The organism is Mycobacterium sp. NGS69 (assembly GCF_059812165.1).
Genome location: NZ_JCALCD010000005.1, coordinates 451,757 through 476,311, shown reverse-complemented (window position 1 = coordinate 476,311; position 24,555 = coordinate 451,757). Strand labels below are relative to the sequence as shown.

The following is a 24,555-nucleotide window of genomic DNA, read 5'->3' as shown; positions in this document are numbered from 1 at the left end:
ATAACAGCTGGACCGTAATTAATGACTCAGGACACTAGCGGCGCCGGGGCGGGACGCAGTGCGCGCGTGAAGATCACGTTCACCTGACGCATCGCCACGCTGTAGGGCCACCAGGCCAGCCGCTTGAACGCGTACAGCGCACGGATGTCCGGCGACGTGTAGATCAGGTAGCGGTTCTTCGCGACCCCGGCCAGGATCTTCTCGGCGGCCCTTTCCGGCGACACCGCGTGACCGCTGAAGCGGTCCACCCAGCGGGCGACCCGGGGGTCCTCGCGGTCGACTCCGGCGATCTCGACCGTGTCGACCAACGGGGTCTTCACCGCGCCCGGCACCACGACCGACACCCCGATGTGGTGTCGCGCCAGGTCGAAACGCAACACCTCGGACAGGCCGCGCAAGCCGAACTTGCTCGCGCTGTAGGCCGCGTGCCACGGCAGGGCCACCAGCCCCGCGGCCGACGACACGTTGACCACATGCCCGCCCCGGCCGGCCGCCAGCATCGGGGGAACGAACGCCTCGATGACGTGGATCGGACCCATCAGGTTGATCGCGATCATCTTGCGCCACTGCTCGTGGGTCAGTCGGTCGACCGTGCCCCACGCCGACACGCCGGCGATGTTCAGCACGACGTCCATGGGCGAATGCCCGGCGTGGATGTCGGCGGCGAACGCCGCCACCTGGTCGTAGTCGGCGATGTCGAGCGTGCGGTGCACGGGCACTTCAGCGCCCAGCGCCCGGGCGTCGGCCACGGTCGATTCCAGGCCGTCCGAATTGCGGTCGGTCAGATAGAGTTCGGCGCCCTGCACGGCCAACCGCAGCGCGGTCGCGCGCCCGATCCCGCTGGCCGCGCCGGTGACCAGGCACCGCTTCCCCGCGAAATACCGCCCCGTCGTCCGCAGCCCCATGGCCGTGACCCTACCGCGTTACTTCGGGCCGCCACCCCAGAGCGAATTGAGCCACAGCTGCTCGAGCACCCGCACCCGTCGCTCCATGTCGTCCTGGTGACCCTGGCGTCCGGCGAGCAGCGGGTCGCCGCTCAGCGTCAGGGAGGTGGTGCCGGCCAGGGTGCGCACCAGCGCCGGGACGTCGTCGCTGATCGGGTTGGCGGTCCCCGCCTTGATCTCCGCCTCGACGATCGCGGTGATCTGGCCCAGCACGCCCTCGAACTGCCGCTCGAGAAGCTCGCGAATCTGAATGTCGGTGTGGCGGGCCAAGTTACAGGCCGCCATCACCGGGTCGTTGTGCGCGTAGACCACGGCGGCGCTGCGGACCATCCGCTTGGCGAACTGCTCCGGCGACTCGCCGGGCTGGCGGGGCGCGAAGTATTGGGTGAGCTCTTCGAGTTCCTCGGCGGCCTCGGCCATGATCTGGGCGAGCACCGCGTACTTGGAGTCGAAGTAGAAGTAGAAGCCGGATCGGGCCACCCCGGCGCGCAGGCTGATGGTGCTGACGGACAGTTCCGCGAACGGCTTCTCCTCGAGCAGGTCGCGCACCGCCTGCATGATCGCCTGCCGGTGCTTGTCGCCGCGCCGGCGAATGGCCGGTTCGCCCGGGTCCGCGTCGGCGTGGGTGCTCACGTCATCGACCTTGCACCACGCCGCGGCAAAAGCAAACTTGACAGCCGTCAAGTTTTTCCCGAAGGTTATGAATCAGTGACCGCTGTCACCCGCCCCGGGCCCGCAAAGGAGCGTCTATGGCCGCCACTGTCAGCACCCCGCACTACCTGCTCGATCAGGCGCGGCGCCGGTTGACCCCGTCGTTCAACAACTTCCCGGGCATGGGCCTCGTCGAACGCAGGCTGCTGAACACCCAATTCCCGGAGCACAAGCTCGCCGATCCGCCGCCGGACAGCGGGCTCAAGCCGGTGCTCGGCGACGCGGGCCTGCCGGTCCTCGGGCACATCATCGAGATGTTGCGCGGCGGACCGGACTATCTGATGTTCCTGTATCAGACCAAGGGCCCGGTCGTCTTCGGTGACTCGCCGGTGCTGCCGGGCGTCGCGGCGCTGGGCCCGGACGCGGCGCAGGTCATCTACTCCAACCGCAACAAGGACTACTCGCAGCAGGGCTGGGTGCCGGTGATCGGCCCGTTCTTCCACCGCGGGCTGATGCTGCTCGACTTCGAAGAGCACATGTTTCACCGGCGGATCATGCAGGAGGCGTTCGTCCGGTCCCGGCTGGTCTCCTACGTCGAGCAGATGGACAAGGTGATAACCCAGACGGTCGCCGACGACTGGGTTGTCAACGACGCGCGCTTCCTGCTCTACCCGGCGATGAAGGAGCTGACGCTCGACATCGCCTCGATGGTGTTCATGGGGCACGAGCCGGGCACCGACCGCGAGCTGGTGACCAAGGTGAACAGGGCATTCACGGTCACCACCCGCGCCGGGAACGCGATCATCCGCACCGGTGTCCCGCCGTTCACCTGGTGGCGCGGCCTGAAGGCGCGCGAACTGCTGGAGAACTACTTCCGCGAGCGCGTCAAGGAACAGCGCGGCAAGGACGGCAACGACCTGCTGTCCGTGTTGTGCCAGACCGAGGACGAGGACGGCAACAAGTTCTCCGACGAGGACATCGTCAACCACATGATCTTCCTGATGATGGCCGCGCACGACACGTCGACGTCGACCGCCACGACGATGGTCTACCAGCTGGCCGCCCACCCGGAATGGCAGGAGCGCTGCCGCGACGAGTCGGACCGCCTGATCGGCGACGGGCCGCTCGACATCGACTCCCTGGAGAAGCTCGAGTCGCTGGACCTGGTGATGAACGAATCGATTCGGCTGGTGACTCCGGTGCAGTGGGCCATGCGTCAGACCGTGCGCGACACCGACCTGCTGGGCTACTACATCCCCAAGGGCACCAACGTCATCGCGTATCCCGGGATGAACCACCGGCTGCCGGAACTGTGGACGGACCCGCTGAAGTTCGACCCGGACCGGTTCACCGAGCCGCGCAGCGAGCACAAGCGGCACCGCTATGGGTGGACTCCGTTCGGCGGCGGCGCGCACAAGTGCATCGGAATGGTGTTCGGGCAGTTGGAGATCAAGTCGATCCTGCACCGCCTGCTGCGCCGCTACCGGCTCGAGCTGCCCCGCCCGGGATACCAGGCCGAGTGGGACTACGGCGGCATGCCGGTGCCCAAGGACGGCATGCCGATCGTGCTGCGCCCGCTCTAGTCCGTTCTGCCCCGCCACCAGACGCAGAATCGCACTGCGCACGCCGCAAACGTGCGATTCTGCGTCTGCTCGGCACAGTCAGGCCAGCAGCCGGTTGGCGCACGCGATCACCGCGCGCAGCGCCGACTGGGTCGGATCCTCCGAGAGGCCCATCGCCCACTCGGCGCGAATCCCGTCGCTGCCGCGGATAAACGTGGCCGTGTCCGCGCCGCAGCGGATCTGGTGAAACCGCAGCATCTCCACCGTGATCCCGCGCTGGTGCAGCATCTCGGTGAGGGCGGCGATCGGACCGCTGGCGGCGGCGGTGGACGCGCTGATGTGGTCGCCGACGGCGATCATCGCCCGAAAATTGCGGGCCTGCGGGCCGAGCCGCCCCGCGGGTCGCTCGGCGTCGGTGCAGGCCCAGTGCCCCAATCGCAGCGGGCCGACGGTGCGACCGTAGGTGGCGACGAACGCCTCCCACGACATCGCGTCGGCCTCCTCGCGCAGCCCGCGCGGCAAGGCTGCGCCGAAGTGGGCGCCGGAGGGGGCGAGAGATTTGGTAAGAGCCACGGTTTCGGTCTTCTCTGATCAGCAGGAGCGACCGACGGTAGTAGCTTCCGACCCACAGCGGGGGGTCGGTCTGGGATCAGACCCCGCTGCGGGTGCTGGCTACTACGGCACGCTGATGAAGACGCACGAGCGCCGACACTAGACGCCTCCGGCACACAATTGCAAATCCATTTCGCACGGCGGGCTAAAGCCTTGCCGCACAAATGCTTCCTATCCGTTCGGCCCGGACGACGCGTCGACCCGCAGATAGGCCTGGATCGTCGTCCCGGTGGGCGTGGTGTGCGTGCGGACCAGGTCCGATATGGCGTTGACCAGATACAGCCCGCGACTGGCCGGGCCGCTCGGGCCGGGATCCAGGCGCCCCACCAGCGGGTCGCCCAGCCGTCCGGTGTCGCGCGCCTCGCAGACCAGATGCTCGTCCTCGCGCCAGAAGGCCAGGCGGCAGGCCCCGTCGGTGTACATCAGGCTGTTGCTGGCCAGCTCCGTGGCGATCAGTTGCAAGTCCTCGATGCCGTCCGGCGACATCCCCACCCAGCCGGCGTAGTTGACGGCGAACGAGCGGGCGGGCCGCAGGTCCGCCGACTTCCTGACCATGTACGTGACGGCGCCCGCCTTGGCGGCGAGCGGTTGGTTGCACCGATCCAGGACGTCGTCGGGCGCGTATTCGGCGCTGCGCTGCAGCGCGCCGTGGCTCCACAGTAAGGGGTGCGTCGCACGGGCGTCCGCCAGCACTTCGTCTCCCAGCACGCTCGCGTCGTACAGGCACAACCCGGTCGCCGGGTATCCCTCGAGGGCCGAGTTGACCAGCGCCTCGTGTTCGGAGCAGGCGACGATTTCCTCGTCGGTGCGTTCCGGCCAGGCCAGCTCGCTCACGATTCGCACCCGCCGACCCCGGTGCTCGTCGATGAAGGAACCCTCCATGGCCATGAATCGGCTCGGGTTTCGGCCGATCTCGGCGATGTCGACCATCCGCAGTTCCGCGGCGAAGCCGCCGTCGGGTCCGGGCAACGCCTCGCTCAGCGCGTCCAGCTTGTCGCCGGGCACCGCCACCAAAACGGCCTCGTCCAGCGTCAACCCGTCGACGATGAAGCGAACCACAAAGTCCCGGTACTCCCCTTGCGAACGGTAAAGCAGCCCGGAATGAACGAAACCCGATTGAGCGGCTTGCGTTCCCCCCACGCCCCCCGTCACCCTTGCGCGCTCGCTTTCGATCACAAGTGCCAACCCCCTGCCGGACCGGCCGTACGTCACTTCCCATTTCAGTACCCCAGAAGGCCGTTCGGTATGCCGACGACCGCGTCACAGCCGGGCGGCTATAGCCACCAGGAGGCGGCGGCGTCCAGGTGCCGACGGATGCGGTAGCGGGCGAGGCTGTCGTCGCCGTCTTCGATCGCCTGCAGAATCCGCAGATGAGCGTGCTCGACGGCGTCGACGTCGGTCCAGGACGGCTCCGTCGGCGCGGTACTGGTCCAGTGCCGGCGAAACAACTCGATGATGATGCGCAGGAACAGGTCCAGCAGCGCGTTGCCGGCCAGTTGCGCCAATCCGAGGTGGAACCGGACCTCCTCGGCGACCGCCTTCCGCACGTCGCCGGCGTGGGGGCCCGGTCGGGTTGCCAAAAACGCCGCCACCTCGGACTCGCTGCGCCGCTTGACGATCCTGGCGACGTTGTCGATCTCGATGGCATCGCGCACGCAGCGCAGGTCTTCCCGCGTCGGCCCGCGGTATTGCAGGTACAGCGCGATGGTGTCGATGCTGGCCTGGGCGTGCGGTTCGGTGACGATCAATCCGCCGCCGGGCCCGCGGCGCATCCGCGCCACCGAGTGATATTCGAGCAGCCGCACCGCTTCCCGGAACACCGCGCGGCTGACGCGGTAGCGCTCCAGCAGGGCGGTCTCCGTTCCGAATACCGAGCCGACTTGCCAGCCGTCGGCCGCGATCTCGTCGCCGATGGTGGCGGCCAGCATCTCGGCGAGCTTGCCGTGCGGCGCGTCACCGTCGACGGCCCGCAGCCGGCGCACCCCCCGCGCCCGGGTCCCCTCGCCGGGGTAATGCCGCTGCAGCCAGGCGGTCACCGCTTCGACGTGTCGTTCGGAAAGCGTCTTGGCCCGCGCCGCGTCGCCGGCGGTGACGGCCGCGACGAGTCGGGAGTGGTCCCTGTTCATGTGCTCGACGGCCTCGATGGCCTCGGTCGCCGAGCCGGCCTGCGACTGCAGGGCGTATCGCGTGGTGAGCCGCATCAGGATGTCGATGAACAATTGCAGGACCGGGCTTTTCGATTGCTCCGCCAGCGCGATGTGGAACTCGTCGCGCGGCGCCGGAAGGCCCGGCCGCCACTGCTCCTCCGCCCGCAACACCGCGCGTAGCCGGTCGATGCCGGCTTCGTCGATGCGCTCCGCCGCAAGGGAGGCGGCCAGCGGCTCGAGCACCAGACGCGCGTTGAGCAGGTCGACCAGCGTGATGCCGAGGTACTCGAGGTAGATCACCACGGCGCGGGTGGCGGGGCCGGCATCCGGCCGGCAGATCAGCAGCCCGCCGCCCGGTCCGCGGCGCATCCGGGCGACCTGGTGGTGTTCGACCAGGCGAACGGCCTCCCGCAGCACTGATCGACTCACGCCGTACCGCTGTTGCAGGGCGTGTTCGGAGCCCAGCGATTCGCCGACGGTCCAGCCGCGGCGGACTATGTCCGCCTCGATTTGGCGGGCAATCTGCGCGGCGAGTTTGTCCGCGGGGCTCCAATCGCGCTGTGCCACGAGCTATCTCAACAAGTGAGCAACATGCATCCGGCGACGGGTCCACCGCCCACGGAAACCACGCCGACCTCGGGGCGTTTCGACACCTGGCGCTCCCCCGCTTCGCCGCGCAGCTGCAGGCACCCTTCGTGCAAAGCCCAGTAGCCGTGCATGCGCCCCGCCGACAGCTGGCCGCCGTAGGTGTTCAGCGGCAGTTGGCCGTCGCGGGCGATCCGCGCTCCGCCCTCGACGAACGGCCCGGCCTCGCCGTCGCCGCATACCCCCAGCGCCTCCAGCCAGGCGAGGGTGAGAAACGTGAAGCCGTCGTACAACTCGGCCAGCTCCAGGTCGGCGGGCGTCAACTGGGTGCGCGACCACATCTGCGCGGTCGCGTCGGACATCGCCATCTTCGGGTAGTCGTCGCGGTGGAACCAGCCGCCGGCGCCGTCGGATCCGCCGATCGCCTCCACCGCCACGGCGCGGTGCGGGCAGTCGCGGGCGTACTCCGCGTTCGACACCACCACCGCGATCGAGCCGTCGATGGGAACGTCGCAGTCCAGCAGGCCGAACGGCGTCGACACCGGTCGCGCCCCCAGGTAGTCGGCCATGGTCATCGGTTCGCGGTATACCGCAAGGGGATTCAGCGCGGCGTTGCGTCTGCCGTTGAGCGCCAGCCAGCCCAGCTGTTCCTTGGTGGTTCCGTACAGCTCCATGTGGCGGCGGCAGTTCAGCGCCAGCCAGTTCGCGGCGGAATAGGCGTGGGCGGCAACCAGGTCGTTGACGTCGTCCATCGCGCCGACGGCCGGCTTCGGTGCGCCTTCGGGCGTCTCGAACATCCGCGCCAGCGCGGGCGCGGGCGCGTTTTCCTCCCGCTTGACCGGGACCGTCCCGCCGAGCATTTGTATCGTCCGGTAGACCACGACGTGGCGTGCGCGCCGTTCGGCGACCGCCCGGCAGGCCGACATCACCGGGCTCAGCAGGCCGCCGGTGCCGAAGCCGGCCCCGCAGTCGGCCGCCTCGATCCGCAGTTCGGCGTTGACGTCGGCGGCCGGCGTGTCGCCGAGGGTGGCGATCCCGTCGACGTCGGCCGGCGCGAGGCCGGCATCCGCGATGGCGGCGCGCACCGCCTCCATGGTCAGCTCCAGGCCCGGGATCCCGGTGCGACGGCCGATTCGCGAGATGCCGAGCCCGGAAATGATCGCGTCTTTTTCGAAGTAGGTCATGTGCACCATCCGTCCAACCAACCTGCCGCCCACGCCGAACGAATAGAGTGTACTGTATTGGCCGTGTCAGGCGAGTTGCTCATCGAACACTGCGACGCGTGCGCGCGCTGGGTCCACCCGGCGGCCGGCGCATGCCGGGATTGCGGCGGACCGCTGGTGGCGCGGCCGGTTTCGGGGCGCGGCACGGTGTTCACCTACACGGTGAACCACCACCCGTATAACCCGGAGATCCCGACGCCCTACGTGATCGCGATCGTCGAGCTTGCCGAACAGAGCGGGCTGCGGCTGGCCGCCAACATCGTTGGCTGCGAACCGGATTCGGTGACGTGCGGGATGCCCGTCGCCGTCCAGCCCGAGAAGGGCAGCGGCGGAGCGCCGCAATTCGCGCCGGCCCCATAAGCGCGAGCAGACGCAGAATCGCATGAATTCGGCGCGCTCAGTGCGATTCTGCGTCTGCTCGGCGACAGAACCCAGCTAGTTGATCAGCGGGTCGCGCGGCATGCCCAGGATCCGCTCGGCGATCTGATTGCGGGTCACCTCCGAGGTGCCGCCGGCGATCGACATGCCGCGCGCGCCCATGATCATGCGGGCCGCCAGGGCGCCCGGCCCGTCGGCCAGCGCGACCTCGGGACCCAGCAGAGCGGCCGAGATCGCGGCGCCCTCGACCATGTGCTCAGCCAGCTTCAGCTTGGTGACGTTGCCCTCCGGGCCCGGGCCCGCCCCCTCGACGCTGCGCGCGACGCGGCGCAGGTTCAACAGCCGCAGCGCGTGATCGTCGGCCAGGTAGTTGCCCACGCGAATCTTGGCCCCCGCCAACTGATCCGGCCGCTGCTTGGCCAGATCGATCAGCATCTGGCCCAGGCCCTCGTAGAACGACCCACTGCCGCCGATGCTCACGCGTTCGTTGCCGAGCGTGGCCCGGGCGACGGTCCATCCGGTGTTGGGCGCGCCGACGACGTCCTCGTCGGGGACGAACAGGTCGTTGAAGAACACCTCGTTGAAATCCGAGCCGCCGGTGATCTGCCGCAACGGCCGCACCTCGACTTCCGGGGCGTTCATGTCGACGATCACCGTGGTGATGCCGGCGTGCTTGGGCGCGTCCGGGTCGGTGCGCACGGTGGCCAGGCCCCGCGCGCAGTAGTGCGCGCCGCTGGTCCACACCTTCTGCCCGTTGATCTTCCAGCCGCCGTCGACCCGGGTGGCGCGGGTCTTGATGGACGCCGCGTCCGATCCCGCGTCCGGCTCGGAGAACAGCTGGCACCAGACCTCGTCCTTGCGCAGCGCCTTCTCCACGAATCGTTCGATCTGCCAAGGCGTCCCGTGCTGAATCAGGGTCAGGATCACCCAGCTTGTGATCCCGTAGTCCGGCCGCTTGATGCCCGCGGCGCGGAACTCCTCCTCGATCACCAGCTGCTCCACCGCGTCGGCGCCGCGCCCCCACGGCTTGGGCCAGTGCGGCATCACGTAGCCCGTCTCGATCAGCCTGTCGCGCTGCGCCTGCTTGTCCAAAGCCGCGATCTCGGCGGCGTCGGCGTGGATCCGGGTGCGCAGCTGCTCGGCCTCGGGCGGCAGGTCCAGGCTGTTCTCCCGCACGGCGCCGGCCGCGGTGCGCTCGAACGCATCGGCGGCCGGCGCGTCCCCGCCGAACAGCGCCGTGGTCACCAGCGCCCGGCGCAGGTGCAGGTGCGCGTCGTGCTCCCAGGTGAAGCCGATGCCCCCGTGCACCTGAATGTTCAGTTCGGCGTTGCGCGCATACGCCGGGAAGGCCAGCGCGCCGGCCACCGCGGCGGCAAGGCGGAACTGGGCTTCGTCCTCTGAGGAGTCCTCTTCCGCAGCGCGCGAGGCGTCCCACACCGCGGCGGTCGCCGACTCGGCGGCCACCAGCATGTTCGCGCAGTGATGCTTGACCGCCTGGAAGGTCGCGATGGTCCGGCCGAACTGCTGGCGCACCTTGGCATAGGCGACGGCGGCCTCGACGCAGTCCGACGATCCGCCGACGGCCTCCGCCGCGAGCAGCGTCCGGGCCCGGGCCAGCGCCGACAGCCGCGCGCCCGCCACGATGTCGTCGGCGGTGACGCACACGCCGCTCAGGCGCACGCGCCCGGAGCGCCGGGTGGGGTCGAGGTTCTCCGGCACCTCCACCGACACGCCGTCGCGGGTCCGGTCCAGCAGCAGCACGTCGTCACCGGCGGCGACGACCAGCAGCTCGGCGAGCCCGGCACCCAGCACGATTCCGGCGTCGCCGTCCGCCACGCCGTCGCTGACCCGCACCTCGCCGTCCAGGCCGATCCCCGCGGTGACGGTGCCGTCGATCAGCCCGGGCAGCAGCCGCGACTTCTGCTCTGGGGTGCCGTCTTTCGCGAGCACCGCCGAGGCGATCACGGTCGGCACGAACGGCCCCGGCGCCACCGCGCGGCCGAGCTCCTCGACGACCACGACGAGCTCGGGCAGCCCATAGCCCGAGCCGCCGTGTTCCTCGTCGACGTGCAACCCGAGCCAGCCGAGCTCCACCAGGTCGTGCCAGAACGGGGGCCGGGATTCGTCGGCCGCATCGAGCAGGGAGCGGGCCGCCCAGCGCGCCTTCTGCGCGGTCAAAAACGCGCGGGCCACCTCGGCGAGTTCGCGATGGTCGTCGGTCAGGGCGATACCCATGAGGGGCCTCCTCGCTACCGGGCTGACTGCCTGCCCCGCTCCGAGGGGGAGCGGGGCGGCTGCCTAAAGAGTGTACTTATTCCCCGGGGCGGCCCCGCGCCGGGGTCGCTACTTCGGCGCGAAGCGCTGCCCGGCGTCCAGCCGCAGGCACTGGCCGTTGAGCATCGGGTTGTCCACGATGGCCGCCGCGAGCTTGGCGTACTCGATGGGCCGGCCCAGGCGCTTGGGGAAGGCCGCGTCCTTGGTGAGCGCGGCCGCGAATTCGTCCGGGATGCCCTGGGTCAGCCCGGTGGCGAAGAGGCTCGGCGCGATCGCCAGCACCCGGATCCCCAGCGAGCCCAGGTCTCGCGCCATGGTCAGGCACATGCCCGCGATACCCGCCTTGGCGGCGGTGTAGGCGACCTGCCCGATCTGGCCCTCGAACGCCGCGATCGACGCCGTGTTGATGATGACGCCGCGCTCTTCGTCCTCGGGTTCGTTCTTGGCCATGTGGGCGGCCGCCAGCCGGCTGATGTTGAAGGTGGCGATGAGGTTGAGGTCGATGACGGACTGGAAGGACTCCAGGTCGTGCGGGCCGGACTTGGTCATCGTCCGCTTGGCGATGCCGCCGCCGGCGGTGGTGATGATGACGTGCAGGCCGCCGAGCTCGTCGACCGCGGTCTGCAGCGTCTCCTCGGTGCCGACGAAGTCGGTGACGTCGACCGGGTAGAACGAACCGCCGACGGCCTCGGCGACGGTCTTGCCGTCGGAGCCCTCGCGGTCGAGGATGGCGACGTCCGCGCCACGCTCGTGCAGCAGTTCGGCGCTGGCGCGGCCCATCCCCGACGCGCCGCCGATGACGACGACCTTCTTCCCGTTGATCTCCATCCGGGCCTCCTTTTCAGGCTTGTCAGAATCCATCAAATTTGTAACGTTTCCTAGGCACGCTAGCGTGTCGGCCCGGCGGGGTTGACCCCGCCTTGTTCAAGAGCCATGCCAAGCTCGGTTGCGTGCTCCTTCTCGACGTCGCAAGCACCTCGCTTAATGTCGGCGGGACGTCGTCGCGGCTGACCAAGGTCGCCCACATCGCCGAACTGCTGCGCCGCGCCGCCACCGACCCGCAGGCGGTGGCGACCATCGTCTCGTGGCTGTCCGGTGAGCTGCGTCAGCGCCAGATCGGCGTCGGCTGGGCGTCGCTGCGCTCCCGGCCGCCGCCGGCGGCCGAACCGGTGCTGACGGTCCCCGGCGTCGACGCCGCCTTCACCGAGATCGGGGCGGTGTCGGGCAAGGGGTCGCAGGCGCGGCGCGCCGACCTCCTGCGCGCGTTGTTCGCCGCGGCGACCGAAACCGAGCAGGCCTTCCTGGTGCGGCTGCTCGGTGGCGAGCTGCGCCAGGGGGCGCTGGCCGGGATCATGGCCGACGCCGTCGCCAGGGCCGCCGGAATCCCTCTCGCGTCGGTGCAGCGCGCCGCGATGCTGGGCGGCGATCTGCCGGCCGTCGCGGCCGCCGCCCTGTCCGGCCAAGCCGCGGCCCTGGACGCGTTCACCCTGCGGGTGGGCCGCCCGGTCAGCCCGATGCTGGCCCAGACCGCGACCGGCGTGGCCGACGCGATCGAGCGCCACGACGGCACAACGATTTTCGAGGCGAAGCTGGACGGCGCGCGCGTGCAGATTCACCGGGCCGGCGACGATGTCACGGTGTACACCCGCAGTCTCGACGACGTCACGGCGCGGCTCCCCGAGGTCGTCGAGGCGACGCTGGCACTCCCGGTGACCGACCTGATCGCCGACGCCGAGGCGATCGCGCTGCGGCCGGACAACTCACCGCACCGCTTCCAGGTCACGGCCTCGCGGTTCGGCCGGTCCGTCGACGTGGCTAAAGCCCGTGCGGCGCAGCCACTCTCGGTGTTCTTCTTCGACGTCCTGCACCGCGACGGCGTCGACCTGCTGGACGCGCCGACCACCGACCGGCTGGCCGCCCTGGACGCGCTGGTGCCGCCCGCGCAGCGGGTCGACCGGTTGACGACGTCGGATCCCGCGGCGGCCGCCGGCTTCCTGGCCGCCACGCTGGCCGCCGGCCACGAGGGTGTGATGGCCAAGGCGCCCGGCGTGGCCTACCTCGCGGGCCGGCGCGGCGCGGGCTGGCTCAAGGTGAAGCCGGTGCACACGCTGGACCTGGTGGTGCTCGCCGTGGAGTGGGGTTCCGGGCGCCGGCGCGGCAAACTCTCCAACATCCACCTGGGCGCCCGCGACCCGGCCACCGGCGAATTCGTCATGGTGGGAAAGACTTTCAAAGGGATGACCGACGCAATGTTGGACTGGCAGACCGCCCGGTTCAGCGAGCTCGCGATAACCGGCACCGACTCCTATGTCGTGCAGCTGCGCCCCGAGCAGGTGGTCGAGATCGCCCTGGACGGGGTGCAGAAGTCGTCGCGCTACCCGGGTGGGCTGGCGCTGCGGTTCGCCCGGGTGGTGCGCTACCGCGACGACAAGGGCCCGGCCGAGGCGGACACCATCGACGCGGTGCGGGCGCTGTATTAAAACGCGCGTTGTCCATTTTGCGCGCGTAGGGTTTTTCGCCGTGGCAGTCAAAGAGCACGACAAAGGCGTCAGCTTCATCCGCACCCACGAGCACCTCCCGCCGGTCGCGATCATCGACCGCTCCCCCATCACCACCCGGCACAAGGTCGTCTTCGCCGTCATCGCCGTGATCGGCGCCGTCGCGTGGGCGATCATCGCGTCCGCCCGCGGCGAGACGGTCAACGCCGTCTGGTTCGTGATCGCCGCGAGCTGCACGTACATCATCGGCTACCGGTTCTACGCGCGGCTGATCGAGATGAAGATCGTCCGCCCGCGCGACGACCACGCCAGTCCCGCCGAGGTTCTCGACGACGGCACCGACTACGTGCCGACCGACCGGCGCGTGCTGTTCGGCCATCACTTCGCCGCCATCGCCGGGGCGGGACCCCTGGTGGGGCCGGTGCTGGCCACCCAGATGGGCTACCTGCCCGGGGCGATCTGGATCGTCCTCGGCGCGGTGTTCGGCGGCTGCGTGCAGGACTACCTGGTGCTGTGGATCTCCACCCGGCGCCGCGGCCGCTCCCTGGGCCAGATGGCCCGCGACGAGCTGGGCGCGGTGGGCGGGGTCGCCGCGCTCGCCGGTGTCCTCGTCATCATGGTGATCCTGATCGCGGTGCTGGCGATGATCGTGGTGAAGGCGCTGGCCGAAAGCCCATGGGGCGTCTTCTCCATCGCCATGACCATTCCCATCGCCCTGTTCATGGGCGCCTACCTGCGGTTCCTGCGTCCCGGGCGGGTGTCCGAAGTGTCGCTGATCGGGTTCGCGCTCCTGATGCTCGCCGTGGTGTCCGGCAACTGGGTCGCCGAGACTCCTTGGGGCGCAGCCTGGTTCACCCTGTCTCCGGTGACCCTGTGCTGGTGCCTGATCGGCTACGGCCTCGCCGCGTCGGTGCTGCCGGTCTGGTTGCTGCTCGCGCCCCGCGACTACCTGTCGACGTTCATGAAGGTCGGCGCCGTCGGGCTGATCGCCGTCGGCATCCTCATCGCCCGGCCGGAGATGCAGGCCCCCGCGATCTCGCAGTTCGCCACGCGGGGTAACGGCCCGGTGTTCGCCGGCTCGCTCTTCCCCTTCCTGTTCATCACCATCGCGTGCGGCGCGCTGTCCGGGTTTCACTCGCTGATCTCGTCCGGGACGACGCCGAAGCTGCTGGAGAAGGAAGGTCAGATGCGGGTGATCGGCTACGGCGGCATGATCACCGAGTCGTTCGTCGCCGTCATGGCGCTGATCACCGCGTCGATCCTCAACCAGCACTTGTATTTCGCCCTCAACGCGCCGGCCGCGCAGACCGGCGGCACCGCGGCCACCGCCGCGCAGTACGTCAACAAGCTCGGCCTGCCGGGCGCGCCGGCCACCGCCGACCAGATCGCCCAGGCCGCCGGCAGCGTCGGCGAGAAGACCATCGTGTCGCGCACCGGCGGGGCGCCCACGCTCGCGTTCGGCATGTCCGAGGTGCTGCAGCGAGTGTTCGGCGGCACCGGCCTCAAGGCGTTCTGGTATCACTTCGCGATCATGTTCGAGGCGCTGTTCATCCTGACCACCGTCGACGCGGGGACCCGGGTCAACCGTTTCATGCTGTCCGACGCGCTGAGCAACTTCGGCGGACCGCTGGCCAAACTGCGCAACCCGAGCTGGCGCCCCGGGGTCTGGCTCTGCAGCCTGGTCGTCGTCGCCGCGTGGGGCGGCACCCTGCTGATGGGCGTGACCGACCCGCTGGGCGGCATCAACACCCTTTTCCCGCTGTTCGGGATCGCCAACCAGCTGCTGGCGGGGATCGCGCTGACCGTCGTCACCGTGGTCGTCATCAAGAAGGGCCTGCTGAGGTGGGCCTGGATTCCCGGAGTTCCGCTGCTGTGGGACCTGACCGTCACGCTGACCGCGTCCTGGCAGAAGATCTTCTCCGGCGATCCCGCGGTCGGCTACTGGACACAGCACTCCCAGTACCTGGCGGCGAAACACGCCGGCAAGACCGCGTTCGGTGCGGCGAAGAACGCCCGCCAGCTCGACGAGGTCATCAGGAACACCTGGATTCAGGGCACCCTGTCCGTCGCCTTCGCGTTGGTCGTCGTCATCGTGTTCGCCGCCGGAATCGCGGTCTCGCTCAGGGCGATTCGCGGCGGCGGACGGCCGTTGACCGAGGACGAACCGGTGCCGTCGGAAAGGTTCGCGCCCGCCGGGCTGATTCCCACCCCCGCGGAGCGGGACGTGCAGCGACAATGGGACGCGGTCCCGATCCCCGCCGCGAAATCCTCAGGTGCTCAACATGTTTAGAACGGGTCGAACCCCGATATCAGCCGGCGCCCGTCGACCGCGCTTGGTAGGCGCGTAATCCCAGCCAACCGACAGGGCGGCATCCGGTGGGGGCGCGTCGTCCTTGGCGGTGTCGTCAGCCTCGCCGGTCGACTCGCTCAATTCGGGGGCAACAGCATCGACCGCCATGTGCGCTCCTTCCCGCCATTGGCGGCCAGGTCGGATTGTGTGTAGAGGTGCCCGTCGGGGCCGAGGTAAGTCCCGGTCGCGGGGTCATATTCCGCACCCGGTATCGGAAGCGGCGCGGCAGCGGGTGGAGGTGCCGGGGCCGGCGCGCCAGGCGGCAGTTGCGGGACGGGCTGACCCGACAGCGTGGCGTTCGGGTCGCCTTTCCAGTTGTAGCCGTCGTTGAGAGGGACGTAATTTTCGTCGCTCTCGCACATCTGGACCGTCGGGGCGCGCTTGCCGGGCTGGCCGACGCACGGCATGTTGCGGACGCCGCGGACGTTTTGTGGCGAATCCTGGGGCACGCGGCAGTACAAGTCGCCTTCGGGTCGATCCGGGTAGTCCTCCCAGGAAGGCACCCGTCGCTGTTGGGGCGGCAAGAAGCCGGTAGCGCACGGCGGCGGTAGGTTGAGGCGCAGGTTGAAGCTCAAGAAGACGCCCTTGTATCCCTGCTTGGTGTTCCGGTTCGGCACACCGATCGCCTGGAGGGTGGCCACCGCCTGGGGCAGCAACACCAACAGTTGCTCGAGGCCGGGGTGATAGGTCACCGCGACCTGCCCGACGCTGATCAGGTTGGCGAGCAAGACCGGCACCGCCGGGTTCACCCGATCGAACAGTTGACGGACTTCCCGAGCGGCGGCGCCTCCCCGCTGCAGCACTCCGCCGACGGCGGAGTTGTTCGTCTTCAGACCTTGGGTGATGTCGGCGAGGTGACCGGCCCACGCCTGCACCGCATCACGCGAGTCGGCCTGGCTGTCCAGCACCGGCTTGGACTGGTCTATCAAGGTAAGCAGTGCGCCCAGATTCTTGCGGGCGTCGGTGGACAGTGAGGTGCTACCCACCACGAGCCGCGAAATTTCCGGCCCCAGCCCACCGAAACCGGTATACGCCTCGTCGACCGCCGTCTTGAGGTTCTCGCGCGGGATCGACTCCATTCCCCTGTTCACCGCATCCAACAGCGTATCGAGATCCGGAGGCACCGAGACTCGATCGAGTGGAATCACATCTCCATCTTTGAGCGGCGGCGAGTCTCTGCGCGGAAGCAACGTGACGTACTGCTCACCCACCGCCGACTGGCTGTGCACCTGGGCCTCGACATCCGATGGAACGTCGATACCGGACTTCAGCGAAAGGACAGCCGCAACACCGTCTTTGGTGAGGCTCACTCTCTCCACCCGGCCGATCTCGGTTCCGCGATAGGTCACGTTCCCACTGACATAAAGACCAGCGGCCTGCGGCAGCTCAACGGTGACCCGGTAGCGCCCGATCCCGAACATGGCGGGCAGCTGAATGTAGCCGAACACCATGACCGAGCCACCCACCAGCGCGACAATCCCAAAGATGGCCAGTTGGATGAGGATTCGTCGCGTCAAGGGTGGCATGTCAACGCCCCTGGTCCCAATGATAAGGCGCAACAAGCGGATTGCCGGACGTGTAGGGGCTCGGCATTTGTCCGATCGTGCGTCCCCACTGCAGCTCCAGCTCGGTCAGGTTGCCTTCCCAGCGGGTGCCGGTGAAGAAGGAGGCATCGAGCCGGCTCAGTGTCAAATCGATTATGGCCGTCAGATTGGCATAATCGCCGCGTGCCCATTTGCTGATGGTGTCCTTGGGAAACGGGTAAGTGGGAAGCAAGCCCAGTGCGCGAGTCAGGGCTGGACCGGCATCGGCGAGCGACTCCAGCACCGGCGCCAGATCCTTCAGTTCCTTGACCAAGGCCTCCTTCGTCTGATTCGTGGAGTCGGCCGCCAGCGCGCTGAACTTGCCGAACTGATCGAGCGCATCCACCAGCTGCTGCCGCTCGTCCTTGAGCGTGGCAAGCGCATCGGGGACGGTCTGCAACGCCCGGTCCACCACGGGGGTCTGGTCGGCGAACTGGCCGACCAGATTGTTCAGGCTCTCGGTCGCAGCGATGATGTCACCGGTCTGGTCGCTGACGCGGCCGGTGAAGATGTCCAGCTGCTCGATCAGGCTCCGCAGGTCATCGGCACGCCCGGCCAATGCCGTGCTCAGCGACTCAGTGATGTCCTGAATCTGGCCGATACCACCACCATTGAGCAGCAACGAGATCGCGGCGAGCGTCTGCTCGGTCGACGGGTAACTGCCCGCCGAGGCCAGCGGGATCAGCGATCCCTCTCTCAGCTTCCCCCGCGGTGGCACGCCGGTAGGTGGGGCCAGCTCGATATGCAGCGAACCAAGCAGGCTGGTTTGGCCGATCGTTGCCGCCGCATTGGCCGGCAGGTCGACGTCGCCGTTGAGCCTGATCGTCAGCAGGGCATGCCAGCCCTGGCGCTCGATCCGGGTGACGTTACCGACCGTAACGTCCCCTACTTGTACACGGGAGTTCTGCTCGAGGGTGCCGACGTCGGGCATCTGGGCCTGGATCGTGAACGCGCCCGGGCCTCGGCCCGCGGTGCCCGGCAGGGCGACCGAGTTGAGGCCCCGCCAGCCGCAGCCGGCCAGCCCGGCCACGGCCAGCGCCAGTAACACACCAGCCGTGCCGCGGTAAACCCGCCGCGATCTGGCCATCATGAGCCACCCCCGTCGGGCAGCAGCAACCCGCGCAGGCCGTCCGCGGGGTCGCTCGCGTGAACCTCATTAGGTTGCGGTGGAACGTAATCGGGCCGCATCCAGTCTTCGCTGTAGGTAACCTCGTTGGGCCGTGCCGCGGCACCAACGATCAGGTTCTCTCCCAGCGGCGGGAAGTTGTACTGACGGTTCTTCATGATCGGCGCGAGATACTGCACGCACAACTTCGCCGATTGGTCCCAGCCCAGGCGCGACGCCGCCTGAATCGCCCCGCAGAGGAACGAGACCGGGTTGGCGAAGTTGTTGAACGCCGGTGCACCACTCAATGTGCCCTGGGCGGGCTGATAGATGTTCATGAAGTTCTGCAGCTCGGTCGGTGCGATGTGCAGCGCCTGCTTGATGTCGTCGAGACTGTTTGTCAGCGCCGTGGATAACGACGTCAGCTTGTCCGACGTCGTACCCAACGCTTCGCGGTTGTCGGCCACGAAGGCCGCGACGTCGCCGACCACCTCGTTGAGGGCCGCGACGGCGCTGCCGACCTCGTCCGGCTCGTTGGCGAGCACCCCGGTCACCGAGGCCAGGTTCTGGTTGAGCTGCCGCATGAGGTCGGAGCTGCTTTGCAGTGCAGAAACCAGGACTGACAGGTTCTTCACGGCGCTAAATGCGTCGTTGCTGTGATCGCCGAGAGCCGAAACCGCCTGTGAGAGCTTGATCAGGGTGTCCCTGATGGTCGCTCCCTGGCCGCGCAGGTTGTTCGCGGCGGTGTTCACCAGCGAACCCAGCGCACTGAGACCGCCGGGCTGGGTTGGCTGCAGCATCTGGGTGAGTTTCTCGAGGTCCTTGCGCAGGTCATCCCATTCCACCGGAACGGCGGTGCGCTGCAACGGAATTACGGTGTCGTTTTGCATCTGCGGTCCACCGGTGTAGGCCGGTGTCAGCTGAATGGCCCGCGAGGTCACCAAGGACGGTGACAGGATCACGGCCTTGGCATCGGCGGGCACTTGATACTTGCTGTCGTACCAGAAGGTGATCTTCACCCGCTGGGGTTGCGGCTCGATCCTGTCGATCTTCCCGACAGCTACTCCGAGGATGCGCACTTCGTCGCCGACGAAGATGCCGTTGCTGTTCGTGAAGTAGCCGACGATCGTCGTTCTGCGTGCCGTCGCGGACGAGTGCCACGCGACCGCGAGGCCCGAGATGAAGGTGAGCACCAGGAGGGCGGCTACACCGATACGAGCGTTGGCGCGGTTCATCATTGGCCTGCCTTGGGCGGTGGCGTCGGTTCGCCGGGGGGCAGCGGCGGCGGTCCGGGCGGCGGTCCGCCGGGGGGCGGCGCAGGCGGCGGCTCGCGGTATGGATAACGGGGATCACCCGGGTTTCCGGTGATAGCGTCGGGAAGGTTCAGCCTCGGCTCGCCGCCCTGACCGGTGCGTGGGAAGGGCACGGGCAGGGCGGGTGTGCCCGGCTGGCCTACCTGCGGATCGGTGAGCTGCGACGGCAGCAGCACGTTGGGGTCCAGCCCCAGATCCTTGAATGCGGCATCGACGAACGGCTGAATGAACTGCCCGGGGATCAGGTTAGCGATGTAGAAGTTGAACCATGGACCCGAGGACATCGACTCGCCCAGAGACAGCGCATAGGTCTTGAACTTCTTGATCGCCAACTGCACCCGCTCTTTGCGGTTGTCGACGATCGCCATGACCTCGTTGAGTTTGTCCAGTGCCGGCTTAAGAGTCTGCCGATTGTCGGCGATGAATCCTTTGAGCTGCCGGCTCATCGCGGAGATGTTGCCCGAAATCTGGTCCAGGGCACGGCTTTGGCTTTCCAGCTGGGCGAGCAGCGTGTTGCTGTCGGCGAGCAGGCGGACTATTTGGTCGGTGCGCTCCGACAGCACGGTGGTTGCTTTGTTGGCGTTAGCCAGAAGATTTCGCAGTTGCGCATCGCGGTCGTTCAGCGTTTTCGCGAATCGTGCCACCCCGGCCATCGCGATTCTCAGGTCGTCCGGGGTATCGGAAAAGGTGCCGGCTAACACGTTGAGCGATTCGGACAGCCTGTTGGTGTCCAGCCCGCTGATGGTGGTGGCGAGATCGCCGAGCGCATCGGGCAATTGGTAGGGCGCGGTCGTGCGTTCGAGCGGGATCGGCCGGGACAACCTGCCGTCGCCGCGCGGTGTGACCTCGAGGATCTTGGCGCCCAGCAGGCTCTTGGTCTTGATCGCCGCCTCGGTGCGGTCGCCGAGCCGGATGTGTTTATCGACCTCGAATTCGACCAGCACCCGGGGTCCGTCCAACGAGATGCTATTGACCTTGCCGGCTTTGAAGCCCGAAACTTGCACCGCGGTACCGGTTAACAGCCCGCCGGCCTCGGCGAAATATGCCGAATAGTCCCGGCCGTTGTCGAAGAACGGCAGCTTGGTGTACGTGAGCGAGGCCGCCACCAGTCCGGCGACCACCACAACGCCGACCGCGCCGACGGTGACCGGGTTGCGTTCCGAAAAGTACTTCATCGCGGCGTGCACCTCCCCGAGGGCTGGCCAATCACCTTGACGTAAACCGGTTGGCCGCCTTTGCCGTTCACCTTGAAGAGCAGCTCGCACAAATAGAAGCTGAAGAAGTCGCCGTAGAGGCCCTGCCGGTTGAGCATCTGATAGGCGTCGGGCAGGGTATTGAGCAGGTTGTCGAAGTAGTCGTGATCGGCCAATATCAGACCCGCTATCCGGTCCGATTCTTTAACGATCTTTGCCAGCGGGGCGCGCCCCTGCGCGAGAAGGTCTGCGACCGAACCGGCTGCAGCGTTGGCGTAGGCGATCCCGGTGCTGATATCCTGCCTGCGCTCACCCAGGGTCGCCAGCAATCGGGACAATGAATCGACGGTCTTTGCGAACTGCGTGCTTTGGTCACCGAGTGAGCCGAGAACTGTATTCAGATTGACCACGACCTGTCCGATCAGCCGGTCCCGATCCGCGAGCGTGTTGGTCAGGGCGGCGGTCTTCACCAGCAACGAGCTGATCGTTGCGCCCTCGCCCTGGAACGCCTTGAGCAGCTCACTCGACAACGAATTGATCTGGTCGGGATTCAGCGCGTGGAACAACGGACGGAAGCCGCCGATGAGCGCGTCCAAATCCAATGCCGGCGCCGTTCGGCCCAGCGGAATGGTGCCACCGGCTCGCAGTTGTCTGGTGCTACCGGCGCCTTCCTCGAGCGCCAGATAGCGTCCGCCGATCAGGTTTTGGTAGCGGATCACCGCCTTGCTGCCCTCTGTCAAGACCACCGAGGTGTCCACGCTGAATTCGACGAGTGCGGTGCCGTCGTCCTGAATTGAGATCTTCCGGACGCGGCCGACTTCGACCCCCGCTATGCGAACGAAGTTGCCGTTCTCTAGCCCCGACACGTTGCGAAACAGCGCCGCGTACCCCGTTTCCTCCCCGAACCGCAGCTGCGCGAATATCGCCAACATCGCAAAGAGACCCAGCCCGCACACCACCATGAAGGTGGCCAGGCGCCAGATGGCGCCCCGCAGGTTTTCTCTCATCCTGGTTTCTCCTGTGTCGGCGGTTGAAATCAGGGCGACGGTGTCGCCTGGTTGGGGAGCGGTGGGGTCGGCGTTGGTTGCAGTTGTGCGGGTGCGGGGACGACGAACGGCTCGGACCCCGGTGGCGGAGGGCCTGATTCGCGTGGCGCGCCCGGCGGCGGGGCAGGCGGCAGCCCCGGGTAGAGCGGGCTTCCGTCCGGTGCGTACTGCGGGGCACCGTAGGGCGGTGCGCCGGGGTACGGGATGGGTCCCGGCGCCGGGCCGCCTGGATACCTGATGCTGGGCGGTTCGGGTATCCCCCGGGTGACCGGAAGGTAGTTCGCGTAGCCCGGGAAGGCGATCCCTGGGTTGGGCCGCAGATCCAGCCCGGTTCCCCAGCCGGTGTTCGTAATCAGTTGGCGCAGTGGCCAGTTCGCTGCGACGTCGGGCAGCGATCCGCAGCCCGGTTTGCCGCCGGGTCCGCCCTTGGCCCCGACGACGGGCAGGTTCTGCGGGTAGCGGTACTGGTCGGCGCCGAACAGCGGGGTGCTGTCGATGATCAGCGAGTACCCGTTGGCGCCGCCGGTTGCGTCGAGATAGCCGGTATCGAGCGCGGTCTTGGCGCCGACCAGCATGCAGGTCAGCCCGGGGTTGTACTTCATCAGCAGACTGGTCGTCGGGTCGAGCAGGCTGGCGGCCTTGATGAGGTTGTCCTTGTTCGGGCCGATGAGCCGGATACCGCTGCGGGAGAGGCCGATGATCTCGGCGAGCAACGCGTCCAACGCCTGTGAATCGTCGGTGATGGTCGCACTGGTGACGGCCGAGGAGTCGAGTACCTTCAGGATGTCTTGCGCGGCAGCGCCGTAAGTATCGGTGAACCCCTTGGCGGCCCGCGCGTCCGCCCGGATGGTCTCGGTGCGCGGATTGACCTCGCGCAGCACCTGGTCGGCGTCGGTGATGCTCTGCCCGATGATGGCGCCCCGGCCGCGCAGGCCTTCGGCGAGAGCGGACAGCACACCGTTAAGCTTCGCCGGGTCAATCTGATCCAAGATCTTGACCAGGTTGGCGAACATGTTGTTGACCTCGGTGCCGACACTCTCGGCCTTGATCACACTCCCGGCGGCCAGGGGCTTGCGGCTGGGATCGCTCGGATAGACCAGGTCGACATATTTGGCGCTGAACAACGTCGTGGCGCGGATGCGGGCCCGCACGTTTGCCGGGATGTATCTGACTTCATCCGGGAAAATCTCCAGCTCGAGGCGCACCTGATCTTTCGTGGAGCTGATCTCGCTGACGCGGCCCACCTGCACGCCGCGCATCTTGACCTTGCTGCCGTGGTCCATCACCAGGCCCGCCCGGTCAGAGATCAGCGTCACCGAGACATACGACTTGAACGAGCCGCTGAACAACCCGGCTGTCAGGGCGACGATTCCACCGATCGCGACCACCAAAATGAGCGTCCACCATGCGGGATGCATTCCCTGCGAGCGTGATTCCGACATCGTTATCCCTACCGGGCTATCCCGAGAGGTTGAAGTGTCCGGACTGGCCGTGCACGGAAAGCGAGATCGCCAGCACTATGAGCGTCAACACGATGAGGGAGGTCCGCACCGAGTGGCCGACCGCCTCGCCCACCCCGGCGGGCCCTCCCCTGGCGTGGTAGCCGTAGTAGGTGTGCACCAGCATGATGGCGACCGCTGCGGTAATCACGGTGACAAACGACCACAGCAAATCCGTCGAGTTGAGGAAGGTGTGGAAGTAGTGGTCGTAGACGCCGGTGGACTGGCCGTAAATCCCCGTCGTGCCGAATCGGGCGGCCTGAAAAGCGCATACCACGGCCACGCAGTAGAGCGGAATTACCACCACCACGCCCGCCACGACGCGGGTGGAGACCAGGTAGGCGACAGACCGCACGGCCATCACTTCGAGCGCGTCGATCTCGTCGGCGATCCGCATCGCACCCAGTTGCGCGGTTGCTCCCGCGCCGATGGTGGCGGCCAGGCCGACGCCGGCCACCGCCGGTGAGATGATGCGCACGTTGACGTAGGCGGAGATAAAGCCGGTCATCGCCTCAACGCCGATGCCGGACAGCTGGTTATAGCCCTGCACAGCGATGACCGCGCCGGTCGACAAGGTGAGAAAGCCGACGATCACCACCGTGCCCCCGATCACCGCCAGCGCGCCGGTACCCAGGCTCATTTGGGCGATCAGCCGGAGGATTTCCTTGCCGTAGCGACCGAATGCGGTCCGCATCTCGGACAAGGTCTTCGCGTAGAAGGCCACTTGCGTGCCAACGTGATTCCAGCTGCCGGCAACGCCGCTCGCCGCGCGCGCCAACCACGCGAATCGCCGATCCACCGCGCTAGTCATTGGGGCCCGGTATAGAAGACGGCCGTCGCGATGATGTTGATCACGAACAGGGCGATGAACGAGTAGACGACGGTTTCGTTGACGGCATTGCCGACACCTTGCGGGCCCCGGCGGACCGAGATGCCTTTGTAGCAGGCGATAAGGGCGGCCGCCATACCGAACAGTGCGCCCTTGACCAGACCCAGCATCAGATCGGGCAGGCGGGTCAGCAGCGTCAGGCTGGCCGCAAAAGCGCCGGGCGTCACGTGCTGGACGAACACCGAAAAGACGAATGAGCCGGCCAGACCGACCAGCGTCACCAGCGACACCAATGACACCGCAACGACGGTGGCCGCCAGCACCCTTGGCGCAGCAAGCCGACGAACGGGGTCGACACCGAGAACCCGCAACGCATCGAGTTCGTCGTGGATGGCGCGGGAGCCGAGGTCGGCACACATCGCTGTCGCTCCCGTGCCGGCGACGACGAGGACCGTGACCACCGGCCCGATCTGGGTGACCGAGGCCGTCGCCGCCCCAGTGCCGGAGAAGTCCGCGGCGCCGAACTCGACCAGGAGAATATTCATGGTGAACACGACGAGCACGGTGAAAGGAATCGCGAGCAACAACGTCGGAATCACGGATACTCGCGCCACAAACCAGGTCTGCAACAGAAACTCACGCCACGGGAAGGGCAGCTTGAACATCGCCACGAAGGTGTCCAATGACATGGCGAAGAATTCACCTATGGAGCGGAGGGGCTTGACGGCCGCGTCATAAGACATCAGGGCCTTGACCTCCCGCG

Annotated in this window: 20 protein-coding genes; 4 read left to right on the top strand and 16 right to left on the bottom strand. The window is 67.7% G+C overall.

Annotated features, from left to right (window positions below):
* Positions 1-26: 26 nt before the first annotated feature.
* Both AC5Y2S_RS18260 and AC5Y2S_RS18255 read right to left on the bottom strand, forming a co-directional pair.
* The gene (locus AC5Y2S_RS18260; RefSeq protein ID WP_499957399.1) at positions 27-905 is read right to left on the bottom strand and encodes an SDR family oxidoreductase; all 879 of its coding nucleotides are present in this window, start codon (positions 903-905) and stop codon (positions 27-29) included.
* 18 nt (positions 906-923) lie between these two features.
* Positions 924-1,577, bottom strand: a complete 654-nt coding sequence (locus AC5Y2S_RS18255) for a TetR/AcrR family transcriptional regulator (RefSeq protein WP_499957398.1) — start codon at positions 1,575-1,577, stop codon at positions 924-926.
* Positions 1,578-1,693: 116 nt separating this feature from the next.
* Here AC5Y2S_RS18255 and AC5Y2S_RS18250 point away from each other — a divergent pair, with 116 nt between their 5' ends.
* Complete coding sequence (locus AC5Y2S_RS18250; protein ID WP_499901123.1) at positions 1,694-3,178, top strand: cytochrome P450; 1,485 nt, start codon at positions 1,694-1,696, stop codon at positions 3,176-3,178.
* A gap of 78 nt (positions 3,179-3,256) precedes the next feature.
* Here the strand turns inward: AC5Y2S_RS18250 and AC5Y2S_RS18245 are convergent, their stop codons facing one another.
* From AC5Y2S_RS18245 to AC5Y2S_RS18230, 4 genes are all read right to left on the bottom strand, one after another.
* Entirely contained in the window at positions 3,257-3,730 is a 474-nt protein-coding gene (locus AC5Y2S_RS18245; RefSeq protein ID WP_499957397.1) for a homocitrate synthase, read from the bottom strand.
* Positions 3,731-3,940: 210 nt separating this feature from the next.
* Positions 3,941-4,945, bottom strand: coding sequence for an anti-sigma factor RsbA family regulatory protein (locus tag AC5Y2S_RS18240; RefSeq protein WP_499957396.1), 1,005 nt, complete (start codon positions 4,943-4,945; stop codon positions 3,941-3,943).
* Between the two features lie 98 nt (positions 4,946-5,043).
* Positions 5,044-6,483, bottom strand: coding sequence for a FadR/GntR family transcriptional regulator (locus AC5Y2S_RS18235; RefSeq protein WP_499957395.1), 1,440 nt, complete (start codon positions 6,481-6,483; stop codon positions 5,044-5,046).
* Positions 6,484-6,491: 8 nt separating this feature from the next.
* A complete protein-coding gene (locus tag AC5Y2S_RS18230) occupies positions 6,492-7,685 on the bottom strand; it encodes a thiolase family protein (protein ID WP_499957394.1) in 1,194 nt (397 codons plus the stop codon).
* A gap of 63 nt (positions 7,686-7,748) precedes the next feature.
* On the opposite strand from AC5Y2S_RS18230, the gene AC5Y2S_RS18225 reads away from it, so the two are divergent.
* Positions 7,749-8,084, top strand: coding sequence for a Zn-ribbon domain-containing OB-fold protein (locus AC5Y2S_RS18225; RefSeq protein ID WP_499957393.1), 336 nt, complete (start codon positions 7,749-7,751; stop codon positions 8,082-8,084).
* Positions 8,085-8,159: 75 nt separating this feature from the next.
* On the opposite strand, the gene AC5Y2S_RS18220 is transcribed toward AC5Y2S_RS18225, so the two are convergent.
* Complete coding sequence (locus AC5Y2S_RS18220) at positions 8,160-10,337, bottom strand: acyl-CoA dehydrogenase family protein (RefSeq protein WP_499957392.1); 2,178 nt, start codon at positions 10,335-10,337, stop codon at positions 8,160-8,162.
* A gap of 108 nt (positions 10,338-10,445) precedes the next feature.
* A complete protein-coding gene (locus tag AC5Y2S_RS18215; RefSeq protein ID WP_499957391.1) occupies positions 10,446-11,204 on the bottom strand; it encodes an SDR family NAD(P)-dependent oxidoreductase in 759 nt (252 codons plus the stop codon).
* Positions 11,205-11,326: 122 nt separating this feature from the next.
* Here AC5Y2S_RS18215 and AC5Y2S_RS18210 point away from each other — a divergent pair, with 122 nt between their 5' ends.
* Together AC5Y2S_RS18210 and AC5Y2S_RS18205 are read left to right on the top strand one after the other, a co-directional pair.
* Positions 11,327-12,856, top strand: coding sequence for an ATP-dependent DNA ligase (locus AC5Y2S_RS18210; protein ID WP_499957390.1), 1,530 nt, complete (start codon positions 11,327-11,329; stop codon positions 12,854-12,856).
* A gap of 40 nt (positions 12,857-12,896) precedes the next feature.
* Positions 12,897-15,164, top strand: coding sequence for a carbon starvation CstA family protein (locus tag AC5Y2S_RS18205; protein WP_499957389.1), 2,268 nt, complete (start codon positions 12,897-12,899; stop codon positions 15,162-15,164).
* 137 nt (positions 15,165-15,301) lie between these two features.
* On the opposite strand, the gene AC5Y2S_RS18200 is transcribed toward AC5Y2S_RS18205, so the two are convergent.
* From AC5Y2S_RS18200 to AC5Y2S_RS18165, 8 genes are read right to left on the bottom strand one after another with little or no spacing between them, the layout of a single operon-like run.
* Positions 15,302-16,750, bottom strand: coding sequence for an MCE family protein (locus AC5Y2S_RS18200; protein WP_499957388.1), 1,449 nt, complete (start codon positions 16,748-16,750; stop codon positions 15,302-15,304).
* A gap of 1 nt (position 16,751) precedes the next feature.
* Positions 16,752-17,894 carry a virulence factor Mce family protein gene (locus AC5Y2S_RS18195; protein ID WP_499957387.1) on the bottom strand — a complete coding sequence of 381 codons (1,143 nt, stop codon included), beginning with the start codon at positions 17,892-17,894 and terminating at the stop codon, positions 16,752-16,754.
* Positions 17,894-19,147 carry a virulence factor Mce family protein gene (locus AC5Y2S_RS18190; RefSeq protein ID WP_499957440.1) on the bottom strand — a complete coding sequence of 418 codons (1,254 nt, stop codon included), beginning with the start codon at positions 19,145-19,147 and terminating at the stop codon, positions 17,894-17,896. Before AC5Y2S_RS18190 ends, AC5Y2S_RS18195 begins: the two co-directional genes overlap by 1 nt.
* Positions 19,147-20,400, bottom strand: a complete 1,254-nt coding sequence (locus tag AC5Y2S_RS18185) for an MCE family protein (protein ID WP_499957386.1) — start codon at positions 20,398-20,400, stop codon at positions 19,147-19,149. The genes AC5Y2S_RS18190 and AC5Y2S_RS18185 overlap by 1 nt, the downstream gene beginning before the upstream one ends.
* Positions 20,397-21,425, bottom strand: a complete 1,029-nt coding sequence (locus AC5Y2S_RS18180; protein ID WP_499957385.1) for an MCE family protein — start codon at positions 21,423-21,425, stop codon at positions 20,397-20,399. Before AC5Y2S_RS18180 ends, AC5Y2S_RS18185 begins: the two co-directional genes overlap by 4 nt.
* Before the next feature lie 29 nt (positions 21,426-21,454).
* On the bottom strand, positions 21,455-22,906 hold the full coding sequence (locus AC5Y2S_RS18175) for an MCE family protein (RefSeq protein WP_499957384.1): 1,452 nt from the start codon (positions 22,904-22,906) through the stop codon (positions 21,455-21,457).
* A 16-nt stretch (positions 22,907-22,922) separates the two neighbouring features.
* Entirely contained in the window at positions 22,923-23,774 is an 852-nt protein-coding gene (locus tag AC5Y2S_RS18170; protein WP_499957383.1) for an ABC transporter permease, read from the bottom strand.
* Positions 23,771-24,481: an MlaE family ABC transporter permease gene (locus AC5Y2S_RS18165; RefSeq protein ID WP_499901140.1), complete on the bottom strand. Its 711-nt coding sequence runs from the start codon at positions 24,479-24,481 to the stop codon at positions 23,771-23,773. Before AC5Y2S_RS18165 ends, AC5Y2S_RS18170 begins: the two co-directional genes overlap by 4 nt.
* Between the last annotated feature and the right edge of the window lie 74 nt (positions 24,482-24,555).